The organism is Imperialibacter sp. EC-SDR9, from assembly GCF_902498805.1.
Lineage (GTDB): Bacteria > Bacteroidota > Bacteroidia > Cytophagales > Cyclobacteriaceae > Imperialibacter.
This window is the reverse complement of record NZ_LR701601.1, coordinates 1-12,732: the sequence shown is the minus strand read 5'-3', so window position 1 is coordinate 12,732 and position 12,732 is coordinate 1. Positions and strand designations below refer to the sequence as shown.

Annotated in this window: 14 protein-coding genes; 8 read left to right on the top strand and 6 right to left on the bottom strand. The window is 46.5% G+C overall.

All coding sequences use genetic code 11. The annotated features are described in order from the left end of the window. The first annotated feature begins 55 nt into the window (after positions 1–55). On the top strand, positions 56–301 hold the full coding sequence (locus GC130_RS21285) for a hypothetical protein (protein WP_152000381.1): 246 nt from the start codon (positions 56–58) through the stop codon (positions 299–301). Here the strand turns inward: GC130_RS21285 and GC130_RS29285 are convergent. Together GC130_RS29285 and GC130_RS29280 are read right to left on the bottom strand one after the other, a co-directional pair. Further along, positions 288–578: a Uma2 family endonuclease gene (locus GC130_RS29285; protein WP_152000380.1), complete on the bottom strand. Its 291-nt coding sequence runs from the start codon at positions 576–578 to the stop codon at positions 288–290. The two genes, GC130_RS21285 and GC130_RS29285, sit on opposite strands and share 14 nt — an antisense overlap. Beyond that, positions 515–832 carry a Uma2 family endonuclease gene (locus GC130_RS29280; protein WP_370455813.1) on the bottom strand — a complete coding sequence of 106 codons (318 nt, stop codon included), beginning with the start codon at positions 830–832 and terminating at the stop codon, positions 515–517. The genes GC130_RS29285 and GC130_RS29280 overlap by 64 nt, the downstream gene beginning before the upstream one ends. 175 nt (positions 833–1,007) lie before the next feature. Here GC130_RS29280 and GC130_RS21270 point away from each other — a divergent pair, with 175 nt between their 5' ends. The 3 genes from GC130_RS21270 to GC130_RS21260 are packed head-to-tail and all read left to right on the top strand — an operon-like array spanning position 1,008 to position 4,315. Further along, complete coding sequence (locus tag GC130_RS21270; protein WP_152000378.1) at positions 1,008–1,499, top strand: RNA polymerase sigma factor; 492 nt, start codon at positions 1,008–1,010, stop codon at positions 1,497–1,499. Then, complete coding sequence (locus tag GC130_RS21265; protein ID WP_152000377.1) at positions 1,483–2,427, top strand: FecR family protein; 945 nt, start codon at positions 1,483–1,485, stop codon at positions 2,425–2,427. The genes GC130_RS21270 and GC130_RS21265 overlap by 17 nt, the downstream gene beginning before the upstream one ends. Before the next feature lie 58 nt (positions 2,428–2,485). Next, the gene (locus GC130_RS21260; RefSeq protein WP_152000376.1) at positions 2,486–4,315 is read left to right on the top strand and encodes an LA_2272 family surface repeat-containing protein; all 1,830 of its coding nucleotides are present in this window, start codon (positions 2,486–2,488) and stop codon (positions 4,313–4,315) included. A 44-nt stretch (positions 4,316–4,359) separates the two neighbouring features. Here GC130_RS21260 and GC130_RS21255 read toward each other — a convergent pair whose 3' ends face one another. The 4 genes from GC130_RS21255 to GC130_RS21240 all read right to left on the bottom strand — a co-directional run bounded on the left by GC130_RS21255 (position 4,360) and on the right by GC130_RS21240 (position 10,676). Further along, positions 4,360–7,452, bottom strand: coding sequence for an efflux RND transporter permease subunit (locus tag GC130_RS21255; protein WP_152000375.1), 3,093 nt, complete (start codon positions 7,450–7,452; stop codon positions 4,360–4,362). Between the two features lie 30 nt (positions 7,453–7,482). Beyond that, positions 7,483–8,532 carry an efflux RND transporter periplasmic adaptor subunit gene (locus GC130_RS21250; RefSeq protein ID WP_152000374.1) on the bottom strand — a complete coding sequence of 350 codons (1,050 nt, stop codon included), beginning with the start codon at positions 8,530–8,532 and terminating at the stop codon, positions 7,483–7,485. Between the two features lie 41 nt (positions 8,533–8,573). Continuing rightward, positions 8,574–9,965: a TolC family protein gene (locus tag GC130_RS21245; RefSeq protein WP_152000373.1), complete on the bottom strand. Its 1,392-nt coding sequence runs from the start codon at positions 9,963–9,965 to the stop codon at positions 8,574–8,576. Positions 9,966–10,049: 84 nt separating this feature from the next. Beyond that, a complete protein-coding gene (locus GC130_RS21240) occupies positions 10,050–10,676 on the bottom strand; it encodes a TetR/AcrR family transcriptional regulator (RefSeq protein WP_152000372.1) in 627 nt (208 codons plus the stop codon). A gap of 158 nt (positions 10,677–10,834) precedes the next feature. Here GC130_RS21240 and GC130_RS21235 point away from each other — a divergent pair, with 158 nt between their 5' ends. The 4 genes from GC130_RS21235 (at position 10,835) to GC130_RS21220 (ending at position 12,587) form a co-directional block, all read left to right on the top strand. Continuing rightward, positions 10,835–11,059, top strand: coding sequence for a hypothetical protein (locus tag GC130_RS21235; protein ID WP_152000371.1), 225 nt, complete (start codon positions 10,835–10,837; stop codon positions 11,057–11,059). A gap of 6 nt (positions 11,060–11,065) precedes the next feature. After that, entirely contained in the window at positions 11,066–11,482 is a 417-nt protein-coding gene (locus tag GC130_RS21230) for a putative toxin-antitoxin system toxin component, PIN family (protein ID WP_152000370.1), read from the top strand. A 29-nt stretch (positions 11,483–11,511) separates the two neighbouring features. Then, positions 11,512–11,940: a response regulator transcription factor gene (locus GC130_RS21225; protein ID WP_152000369.1), complete on the top strand. Its 429-nt coding sequence runs from the start codon at positions 11,512–11,514 to the stop codon at positions 11,938–11,940. Between the two features lie 113 nt (positions 11,941–12,053). Continuing rightward, positions 12,054–12,587 (top strand): DUF4199 domain-containing protein, encoded by a 534-nt coding sequence (locus GC130_RS21220; protein WP_152000368.1) that lies wholly within the window; start codon positions 12,054–12,056, stop codon positions 12,585–12,587. The last annotated feature ends 145 nt before the right edge of the window (positions 12,588–12,732 follow it).

Sequence of the window (12,732 nt, the reverse complement as noted above, 5' to 3'; positions counted from 1 at the left end):
CAGAAAAGACGGCCTATCGTTGGCGATATGGTGGTGAGCTTTATCAAGTCGGAACATGATTTTTGGCATCGACCAATCGGTTGAAAAAACCAGTTCGTTGAGCGATATAGCACTAAACGGGATGAGGACGTCATGGACAATCATGCTGAAAAAAATCGTTCAGGTGATGAGAAAGCACAAGGTATCCATCCCCATGAGGACGGAGTATGGTCTCCAAATGTCAGATGGCCTGGATAAGAGAACGAACCCTGGCTATAGGAAACTGGTGAGAAAGCTAGTTTCCATCTCTACGCCACTTTAAGCTCTTTTAAATCCAACTCAAACCCAGGCAATACCTCTCCCCCACTTACATTTTGATCAAACCCCTTTACTATTTCCGGTTCCCTGGCGGGAGAGTAGATTGTCACAGTTTCATTAAAGGGATCAATCAGCCAGCCAAGGCGGCAGCCATTGTTAATCCACTCCTTCATCTTGGCGTCGAGGTTCTTAGGATATTCACTCTTTGACACCAGCTCTATGATGAAATCTGGCACGAGGTGAGGGAATTTTTCCAGCTCAGCTTTGGATATTGAGGCCAACCTTCATCACTAACCCAACCAGCGTCAGGATTACGCATAGCCCCATTTGGAAGGTAGAAGCCTGTATCTGAATCAACAACTTCCCCCAAACTGTGCGTTGAATTCCAATTACTCAATTGGACAATAATTTTGGCATTCCTGCGCCCAGTATTGAATCCTGCAGGTGACCTAATAACGATTCGACCATCGGGCTCCCGCTCAAATTTAATATTCTCATTTTCCACACAAAAGGTGTAAAACTCATCGTCTGTCATGGATTCAACCCATCTTCCCCCTATGATGTACTCGCTCAGCATCAAGCCATATTTGTTTTATATAGTAAGTTAACGAAAAGCGGAAAAACTTCATTCAACAAGGAGATGCCAGGCTTCTTCGTTTTTTCTTTACGATCTTGTAATGATCAAACCTCTCGCTCGTCTTTAACTACGAATGACCCGGGAAGAATTTAAATCAGCTATTGTCCCACTACAGCAGCCCTTTTACAGGCTTGCCAGGTGGCTCATGAACAACGACGAAGATGCCGAAGACATTTCGCAGGAAATCATTCTTCGGCTCTGGAAAATGCGTGATCGAGTCTCCGCCTACAACAACATAAAAGCTTTTGGGCTGAAGATGACCCGCAATTTGTGCCTGGATCACTTGAAAAAAAAGAGCCGCAATTCAGTGGAGCTTCAGGCGTCTCACGACAATGGACATTCTACTGACGAAAATCGAATAGAGGCGTCCGATCATCTGAATCTTGTGAAACAACTTATACGGCAGCTACCTGAGAGCCAGCAGCTTGTGCTGCAGCTAAGGGGGGTGGAAGAGCTGGAAATTGACGAAATTGCCGAGGTAGCCGACATGACACCAAACAATGTGCGTGTAGTACTTTCCAGAGCAAGGAAAAAACTGAAAGAGCAGTATGAAAAATATCAATAAAACCGACCAAAAAGAATTGCTCGAAAAATTCTACAACGGCGAAACTTCGCTGGATGAAGAAAAGTTGCTGGAAACTGGCGATGATCAGTTACATCCTGAAAAGGATTTATTTAGGTTCTTTGAGTCCGAAAGAAAAGTGGCGCCTCCCTCCTTTCCTCTGGAAAAGCTGGAGGGAAGGCACTCCTTTCTTTTTGCAGCCAAAATTGCGGCTTCACTGGCTCTGCTTGTTTTGTTCAGCTACGTATTTTTCAACTATTTTTCGAAAGACGCTGAAGCTGTCCGGTGGGTAGAGGTCAAAACTGAAACTGATCAAAAAATAATCAGACTCAGCGACGGCAGCATTGTCACACTGAACAAAAACGGCAGCCTGAAATATCAGGAAGGTTTTGCTGACCGATTAGTCTACCTCGAAGGAGAAGCTTTTTTTGATGTAAAAAGGGATGAAGCAAGTCCCTTCAAGGTGTTTACCGGTAAGGCAACCACAGAAGTGCTGGGCACGTCTTTTTACCTCAGGTGGCTACCCGGCTCAGCCAAAGTCGAGCTGGAAGTGAGCGAGGGGAAAGTCGCTTTTTCATCGCATGACCGCAATTTGAATGAAAGGGTTTTTGTAGTGGCTGGGGAAAGAGCGGTATACGATGAGCAGTCAAATACCATTCGGCGATTTGAGTTGTTTGACCCCAACCTGATCGCCTGGAAAACGAAGCAACTCCAGTTCGAAGATGCACCTTTGAAAAAGCTTTTGGAGGATGCAGAAGGATACTTTGGTGTTGAGTTTGCCTTCGAAGAGGCAGTCATCTCCAATTGCCGGTTTAGCGGCACATTTGACGACCCAACCCTGGAACAGCTGCTGGATGCTTTAAAATACGTACTCAATATTAGCTATGAAATGCAAAATGGTAAAGTGATTCTTAAAGGCAGTGGTTGCTAAAAGGCTTATAGACTGGGCCCTGATTTTTCTCGCTCTGATGCTATTGCAATTCAGAGCCATGGCGCAGTCTGTCCCTGTAGATTCCGCACTTACGCACATCAACAAGAGGTTTCATGTACATTTCCTCTACAGCAAAAACTTCCTGCCCATCCACCAAATAAGCACCATAGAAACAGCAGGCACCCTCACCGAAGCACTGGACAAATTGAGCGTTGAAACTTCTCTGGAGTACACAATAAGCGGCAGTACCGTGCTGCTAAGGCCAAAATCAGAAAACAAGGCGAAAGCTGTGACAGCGGGCAAACCAAAAACGCAACCAGCTCCGAGTCCTTATGATTGGCCATTTGGCTATAAAGAGCTCAACTTCAGAAAAAAGAGCATCCCCTCCCACTCACTGTTTGACAAGCACACATATTCAGTACTTAGGTTAAGCCCCGATTCCTTTCCAATCGAAAAACAAGGTGAATCCAATGAAAGCATTACCGACAAAAGAAGACCCGTGCAACTGACTCCGGTTTATGCGGACGAATCAATGCCCTACGCTTTTATGGGCCAACCCGAAGCTTCCAAAGACTCAACTAATACGCTGCTGGCCAGTGGTGAGCCGTCGCAGCTTGTGGAAAGCCAGGCGCTGTTTAAATACCGCCTTTTCAACATATCGTTGGCACCGGGCCTCGGCACCAATGGGCTCAATCCGGGAAATTCTTACAATGGCATTTCCATCAATCTCACGGTCGACTATTCTGCAGGCAGCAATATTTTCGGATTGGCAGGATTCTCCAACTTCAGCAAGCGAAACACCTATGGCTTCCAGATGGCTGGCGTGCTAAATGTGGTGGGTGGCGACATGCAGCAGCAAAAACGCTATACCAGGGCAGAGCTCGAAGCGCTTAAGTCCCCGTTTCTTGGCATACAAGCTGCAGGACTTGCCAACCTGGTTACCGGGTCAGTCACTGGCTTCCAGGCATCGTCTCTCATCAACATGGCTGGCAGCGGCACTGTTGGCTGGCAGCTAAGTGGTGTGGCGAATATGACAGCTAACAATTTGCACGGGCTGCAAATAGCAGGCTTTTTCAATTACACAGGCCGCTTTGTCACCGGCGTGCAGCTAGCAGGTGTTAATTATGCCAGGGGTGATCTTTTTGGAGCACAGATTGGCGTGGTGAACAGAAACAAAAGCATGAATGGCCCCAATTCCGTCGATTCCGAGACCCATGGGCTACAGTTGGGCGCCGTCAATTTTTCCAATAGAATGGGAGGCTACCAAATCGGCTTGTTTAACAAGGCTCAAAAGTCTAATGGCTTGCAGTTTGGCCTCGTCAATGTGTCAAAGGAATCAAGTGGGCATCAATTTGGGGTAGTCAACATTTTTCGGGAAAATACAGGTTGGGCCTTCGGGCTCGTCAATATTGGCCCCCACATCTCAGGTCGGATTTGGGCCAACGAAACGTTTCAAACTAACCTGGGTATCACCACCGGCTCGGAGGAAATTGCCAATACGGTGTTCTATAGCCGCAACTTTTTCATTCCCGGCAACCACTCGATCTGGCCGAAGCAAGCCTGGGGCTATGGTGTGAGCAAAGGCTCCTTGTTCAACCCACATGACTTGCAGCAATTGGCATTCAAAGATTACAGGATTAATGTGTCGTGGGTTAATTTCGATGGTGTAGACAAGCAGCCTTTCAACCTGATGCTAAACCCTCACATTGTATATGGGCGGCGAATGGATTGGTCGATGTACTTTGTGATTGGTGCAGGCGTGAATGCCTGGTGGACGCCCAACTATAATAGCTACAAACTTTCCTATCTGGAAGTAGCCACTATCAGCGAGCCTAACTACGTGTGGAAATTCTGGCCTGGCTTGACGATGAGTTTGGAATTCTATTAAAGGTATTGCCTCCCGTCAAATGCTGGAGGCAATACCTATATATTCTAAGCCGGTACCGGCACCATTCCCAATCCTTCCTCAGGTGCTTGCTTTTTCTCCACCACAATGCTTGGTGGAAGCAATTTATAGAGCACTGGCGTTACTATTCTTGATAAAATCGTTGAGCTGATCAATCCGCCTATCAATACAATAGCCAATGGCGAGTACAGGGGATTGCCTTCTAATGCCAGCGGAGTCAAGCCACCAATGGCTGTGAGTGACGTCAGCACTATGGGCACAAACCTCACTTCGCCTGCCTCACGAATCGCTTTATTGAGTTCCATACCCTCCCGTCTTAGCTGATTGGTGAAGTCAACCAACAAGATCGAGTTTTTCACTTCTATACCTACCAGGGCTATCAACCCAACGGTAGCGGTAAAAGAGAAGGTGTATCCGGTGATCAGCAGCATCAAAATGGCTCCGATAATTCCCAAAGGAATTACTGACAGCACAATCAGTGAGCTTTTGAAGGTACCAAACTCCAGCACCAAAATGCCCATAAAGCCGAAGGCTGTGATAAGAATAATGGTACCGAGCCCTCCAAAGCTTTCCTCTTTGCTCTCCTGCTCACCGGCGGCTTTGTAAGAGTAGCCTTGAGGAAAATCAAACTGATCCATATCGGCAACTACCTCCTGGGTTACGGCTTCCACCAGGTAGTTGCTTTCCACAAAGGCTGTCACCGTGGCAAACCGCTCCTTGTCATAGTGTTTCACCAGGTTGGTGCTCGTTTCAAACTCCAGCGAAGCCAGCTGACTGAGTGGCACTGATGCCCCCTTGTAGCTATTCACATACACCCTGTCGAACACCGACATGTCAGTGATGCTCCCTTTCGGCACGGTCACCAGCAAGTTATATTCCTTACCATTGGCGTCCGTAAAATCGCCAACGGTAAGGCCAGCTACCGCCATCCTGATAGCCTTATCCACTTCGGCCAGGGGCACGCCCAGCATGCCTGCCTTGTCCTTGTTGATACGGAAGCGAAGGTCAGTTTTCAAAGTGGCCAGCGGATTGTTGACATAAATGGTACCCGGAGTGTCTTTCAATATTTTTTCCACCTGCAGTGTCAGGCTCCTTAAAGTATCCAGGTTTTCTCCAAATACCCTGATGGCAATGGGCGCTTCAATCGGGGGACCTTGCTCGAAGTCCTTCACCTCAATTTTAGCATTGGGGTAATATAGAAAGCGTTCACGTAGCTCATCGATGGTCTTAATTTTCTCTTCGGGCCTGATGTCGCTTTCAAGCTGTACATAAAACTGTGCGAAATTGGAAGCTTCGGCCTTTGGCACTACGTTGTAGTAGATCATAGGATTACCCTTGCCCACATTAGTGGTGTAATAGGTAATGGTCGGCTCTTCGGCCAATGCCTTTTCCACATAGCGGGCTACATTGTCAGTCTCCTGCAAGCTGGTACCCACTGGCGTTTCAATATTCACCAGAAACTGGGGCTTTTCTGACGCCGGGAATAAGCTAAAGCCAACAGATGGCACCAAAGCCAACGCACCCAAAAAGATGAGAAAAGCAATGCCCAGGGTAGCCCATGGTCGCATGAGCGCTTTGTCCAGCAACTTTGAGTATGAGCCGCTGATCAACCTTTTTAAAGCACGGAAAAAGATGTTTCCTTCTGAAGAAGTGTGGGTTTTCAATATCCTGCTGGAAAGGAAGGGCACAATGGTGAGCGATACGAAGAGGGAGGCAATCACCGTAGTAACTACCGCCATGGGTAGGTTTCGGATGAAATCTCCTGCAGCTTCTGGCAAAAATAGCAATGGCAAAAAGGCAAAAATCAACGTAGCCGTACATCCAACCACTGCCAAACCAATCTGTTTGGTGGCTTCAATAGCGGCCTCTTTTTTACCATATCCTTCACGAAGGTACCGCTCTATATTCTCCACTACCACTATACTGTCATCAACCAGAATCCCCAGCGCCACAATAAGACCGACAATGCTTAGCTGATTGATGGTGTAGCCCAGCGTATCGAGCATGAAAAGGCCAATGGCGAGAGAAAGTGGAATGGAAACCATCACCACTATGGCCGCTCTGTAGCCAAGTGGCAGCAACGTGATTGACACTAAAAGGATAGCGATGATGAAATCTTTCACAAAACGACTGAGTCGACGATCCACGCTGGTGGCCTGGTCAAAGTTTTGAACCAGCTCCATGTTCGAGGGAAGCTCTGCCTTAAACTTATCTACCACAGGCTGGTAGACTTCCTGCACTTTGAAAATGTTTTGTCCCTCCTTCTGGGCCGCCGTCACCAGCACTGCTCTCTTGCCATTCAATCGGGTCAGGTGGTTTTCTTCCTCATAGTCAAAAGCCACATCGGCGATATCCTTCAGGTACACCACCTTGTCGGCGGCTGAGTAAACTATCGTGTTTTGCACCTCCTCCAGGCTGGTATAGCTGCCGCTGGTTTTGATATTGAACCTTCTCGTACCAGCGTTGACGCTCCCTCCAGGCATGTTCACATTTTCACTTTGAATGGCGCCAAGGACAGCGTTCAATGGAATATGTGCCGCCGCCATTTTTTCCAGGTTCAACGAGATTTTTACCGCTGTTTCGGGAAAACCCCAATCTTCCACTTTCTTCAAAGCTTTTACCTCCTCCAGCCTCTCCTTCAATTCATCAGCCTGGGTTTCCAGCTGCCGGTACGTAGCCGTTTCGGATACTAAAGCGATCTGCAGAATATTAACATCAGTAGGCGTAAACCTGCGAATCTCAATACTAAATATGTCAGCTGGCAACTCCTGCTGCACCGTGTTCATCTCTCTGATTACTTCCTGATAAGCATCGTCAGGATCAATCTCATATTTGTAGTCGATGCGCATTACCACCAAACCATCATCCACATTACTGACGATTTTCTTCACATCCTCCAGCTCGCTGATCTTCTTTTCGATGGGGTCAACCACAAGCTCCTCCATGTCCACAGGGCTTGTGCCGGGATAGACCACCACCACGGCAAAACTGGGCGACTCAAACTCCGGGTCTTCACCCCTGGGCATATTGAACAGGGAGTTCAGCCCTAACCCGACTACCATGGCAAACACGATAAGGGTGAACTGGTAATTCTTTACTGAAAATTCTGCTATCTTCATTTTCGTTGTTCTTTGCTCTCCGGTAAAAAATTATTGAACTACCATAATGGTTGACGCCTCATTGAGGTAGGCAGACCCAGCCGAAACCACCAGAGCAGTATGCTCCAGACCGGTGCTGATAGCCACATCCTTTTCAGTAAAATAAGCAACGCTTACGGGCTGTTTTTTCACCGTATTGCCCTTTGCAGGCACATAAACAAAAGCCTGGCTGCCGTTTCCTTCTATTATCGATTCGATCGGAATCAGGTTTACCTGATGAGTTTTTGAAGGAGAAATCACAACACTCCCCACAAGGCCATTGGCTAGTAGCTGATCTTTTCCAACTTCCAGCTGAAGCTCCGCTTGGTAGGTGCCATTCATTGGATCGGCCCCCTGCGCCAACCTGATGACTTCGGCTTCAATGACCTGCTCTCCCAGGTGGTCGAAATGCACAACCGCTTTGTCGCCGATGTTAAGCCTGGCCCAATCCCTGTCAGCGACACCAGCCTTTAACACCCAGGTCGACTGGTTTCTGGCACTCAGCGAAAAGACGGGATTACCGCCGCTGATCATCTCACCTTCGTTGGCCCATTTTTTTAGCACTACGCCATCAAAGCCAGCCCTGATTTGGGAGTTAGTAAGGTTATAAGAGGCTATGCTGTAGCTCTCCTTTGCATTTTCATAAACCGTGGTGATGTTCTGAAATTGTTCCAACGTAGCCGCTGAGTCAGCCAACAGTCCTTTGAAACGCTCGAGGTCTCTGGTGGCTTTTTCAAGGCCATTTTTAGCCTGTACTACCTGTGCCTGGATTTCGGTAAGGTTTAGTGAAGCCAGAAGCTGGTCCTTTTTTACCCGATCACCCACTTTTACATAGGTTCTCTGAATGATGCCTCCCGTTTTGAACGACAGCGTGCTTTCCGTTTCAGAGGAAACCAAACCACTGGTGCGAACCGGCTTGGCTACTTTCTCTGACTTAACACTGTCGAGGCGAACAGCCACCACATTTTTGTCTATTTGCATCTCAGATGCTTTGTTCTGCGTGCAGGCAGACAGCACCCATGCAGACAGAATAATGATTGTTGGAGTAATAAAATTCTTCATGCTATTGATGATTGAGTCTCTTTCTTAAAAAAATGGATTGACTATAAGCTGTTAATTACTTTATCGACTTCATTTACGCTCTTGAGCAAGTTGTATTTGGCGATGCTGTAGCTCAGGCGGGCGTTTGTGTAGTTCAGTTGCGATTGCTGGAACTCCAGCGGCAGTACCTGGTTTTGCTGAAACCTCGACTGTGTGATTTTAAAAGCGCTTTCCGAGGTCTTCAATGCGTATTCAGCACTCGACAGATTGTTGGCTGCTGACCTGGCCTCCTCGTATGCCTGAATCACCTGTAGTTCTATTTGCTTTTTCAGCTGATCTTCCTGGGTTTCGAGCGTTGTTTTCTGCAACACTGCCGACTGGTATTTTGCCTTGCGGGCTCCCCCCTTGAAAAGGTCCCACTGCAGGCTGAAAATGAGCATACTGAACTGCTGATCGCCGTTGAATTGGTAGTCAAATCCCTGGTAGCCCAAATCACCGATTACGGCCAGGTTGGGCATGATCCGGTTGGCTTCGTTCAGCTTAATGAGGTAATTAGTCGCCTCCTGGGCCTGCTGTACCTGCTGCAGTTCGTTTCGCTGTTGCAAAGCGAGCTCCGTAAGATTGCCGGTATTCTCGACTATTGCCTGAGGTAATGCAAAATCACCCGAAAATTGAGAGTCAACTTCAATCGCTGCATCAAGCTCTTTGTTGAGTAAAAAATTGAAGTAGGCCCTTGCCAAATGCTCATTTTTTCTGGCATCGTTTAACTGAGTGTCCATTTTGCTTCTTTCCAGCTGGGCATTGTACACTGCGTCTTTGGTCACAAGCTGCGCATCAAAAAAGCTTTGCGTTACACGCACCTGCTCATCGAGCACGTTCAAAGAGCTTTCATAAATTCTGATCGCCTCAACAGACTGCAGGTAGCTGAAGTAGGCCTCCCTCACCATGCCTTTTAGCTGAGTTTCATAAGCTTGTCTTTTGGCCTGCTGCACGGTGACCATTTGCTGCTGCGCTTTGTAGCCATACCAGATGTCGGAATTGAAAAGCGGCTGAACCACCCGTAGCTTGGTTTCATGAAAGCGGTTGGGCAGGAACTGAATCTCCTCATTGTTCACCTGCGGAAACTGCTGCGAATCGGTCAACTGGTTCAGCGTTGAGTAGACAGGGTTCAGCAGGTCTCCAATGGGAAAGCTGATCTTCCTACCCCCTTGCGCCAGCGAATAAGTAGCGCTTATGCCAGCAGAAGGCATGAAAAGTGCCTTTGACTGTGCGAGGCTCTGGAGGCTTTGCTCATACGCCAGATTCTCCTGTTTCAATGTCAGATTGGCGGCCAGAGCCTCAGCCACGTACCGCTCCAGGACTCCCCCTGAAGCACCCGCTTCGTTCTGACGTGCAAAAGAAGCTATGCCCGAAAAAAATACAAAGACGGTTAATAGTGTCACTTTGGTGTACATACATTATTTAATTAACAGTGTTAACTTACAGTTCAAAAAAAGGTCAGGACAAGGCCTGACCGTCATCTTTCATATTCAAGTCGTCTATTTTTCGACTGACTTAAAATTTCTTATCATTAATTGAAAAGCTTCAAAAGCATCGGTGACGTACTGTTCACGGTCAACCTCCTGATAAAGTTTCATTCTATCGCAAATTTGTAACGACACAAGGCCATGGACAAAGCTCCAGATCATAAGTGCGGCTGATCGCATGCTTACACCCTCCAGGTACCCTTCTGCCTGGCAGTCCATCACCACCTTTTCTAAAAAAGCGTGGGCATTGTGACCTGCTTCCCAGGTGTCGTCCGTTTCTGCGGTGCACAAAGGATCCTTCACCAAAAACATTAGCCTGTAATAGTCAGGATTCTCGAAAGCAAACCTTATGTAGCGCAGCCCCATTTGATACATTCGTTCCATGGGATCACTCACGTCCAGCAGTGGTCTAAACTCTTCCGCCAGCATCCGGAACCCTTCCAGGTGCAAGGCATAAAACAACTCATTCTTGTCTTTGAAATAGAGGTAAATCGTGGTTGGGCTGTACTCTATTTCGTCGGCAATATTCCTCATGCTTACCTTCTCAAAGCCATTCTCGGCAAACAGCCTGTTGGCTGTTTTGAGAATCAGCTCCTTCATTTCTTCTTTCTCTCGTTCTCTGCGCTCTGATATACCCATGATACTTTTCAAATAACGGAACAAACATACTTAACGGTGTTAAGTAAAACAAGTTTCATATTAAAATTTGTTTCGCTTACAATAAGGTTAAGTTTATACATCCTGAAGAAACTTTCTCTTCTTTTGTTAACTTTGAATAGAACACTTTCTATTTACAGATGAGTAACTCGCTGTCTAACATACAAATAGAGCTTCTCAAGACATTCTCTCACGACGTATCAGAGAAAGATTTGCTTGAGGTAAAAAGGCTATTGACTAATTTCTTTGGCAAAAAAGCGATCACCGAAGCCAACAAGAAATGGGATGACAATAGTTGGTCAGACAAGAAAGCTGAGGAGTTGTTGAAGACTCATAAGAGAACCCACTATCCTAACAGCAAATAAAGGGTTGTGCTTAAAATTGTACTCGACACAAACATTCTGCTCATTGCTGTCTCCGACAGATCACCCTACCATTGGGTGTATGAGGCATTTTTAAAGGAAAAATTCCAACTCCTGGTTACAACGGAAATACTTTCCGAATACCAGGAAATTATAACCGAACACATGGGCTCGTCAGTAGCCGACAACGTTCTCCTTTCTATCGAAAACTCGGTTAACACAAGTTTCATCACCCGATATTTTAAGTGGAATCTAATAAATGCAGATCCTGACGATAACAAATTTTCGGACTGCGCAGTCGCCGGGAGTTCAGACTATCTGGTAACAGAAGACAAGCACTTTGAAGTATTGAAAAGCATTGGTTTTCCAGTAGTAAACGTGATTGGTATTGGTGATTTTAAGCAACTCCTCACATCTGCCAACTGAGGGCATTCTATGTTCACCATAGGTAAATTATGAAGCGAACCATTGTCATATACGGCCTGAGCATGGCAGCCCTGCTGTTCCTGCTGAAAATGCTGGAATACAGGTTCTTCGTGCGGGATTTGTCATTGGAGATTTACGTTGGCGCTGTAGCCTTGCTTTTTGTAATGATCGGAGTTTGGGCTGGAGGAAAAATAATAGGCAAACGGCGAACCACCGTTATCGTACAGCGAAAGTTTCACCTTAACGAGGACGAACTCAGGAGACTGGAGATCAGCCAGCGTGAGTTGCAAGTATTACAGTTAATGGCTGAAGGCTTCTCGAACCAGGAAATTGCAGACAAACTATTTATTTCCCTCAGCACAGTAAAAACTCATACCGCCAATCTATTTTCCAAACTAGACTCAAGGCGCCGGACGCAGGCTGTTCAAAAAGCAAAGGAGCTCAGCCTCATCCAGTAGCAAACTGCCGGTACTTTAGTACTATTATCGGCTGAACTCATAAATTCATACCAAAGTATGAGTGGAAAAATGGCTTTGAAAGCTTGTTTTGAGACATCACAAATGACAGAACTATGAGAAAAGTAATTATTACCTACGGATTGATTGCAGGTGCCATTGTAGTGGTACTTATGTACCTCACCATGCCTATTGGCAAGGAGAACGGAAACTACGACCTCGGCATGGTCCTCGGCTATGTGTCGATGATTGCGGCCCTGTCGATGATTTTCTTTGGCGTGAAGGCGTTTAGAGACAAATACCTGAACGGAAGTATCACCTTTGGAAAAGCCCTGTTAACAGGGCTGGCGATCACTCTCGTGGCAGGAATTGTGTATTGCATTGGCTGGGAAATATACTACAACACCGTTGCCCCCGACTTCATGACAGACTACACCAATTTCTACATCGAAAAAATGAAGGATGAAGGCGCCTCGCAGGCTGAAATTGATGAAATGACAGCTTCGATGGATGCTATGGCTGAAAACTACAAAAATCCTGTCGTTCGGTTTGGCATGACGTTATTGGAAATCTTCCCGGTTGGCCTGGTCATATCACTCCTATGCGCAGCGCTGTTTCGAAGCAAAAACTTCCTTCCTGCTACTGATTAACTTAAAAACCAATTAATAACCTGAGTTCGATTAATAAAACGTTGAAATATTGGGGAGGAAAAATAGATAAAACCAGTGCGCTTGTTTATATTTAAGTATCTGACATTCAAAGATATACAAGCAAAGCACATGGTTCTATCTGACA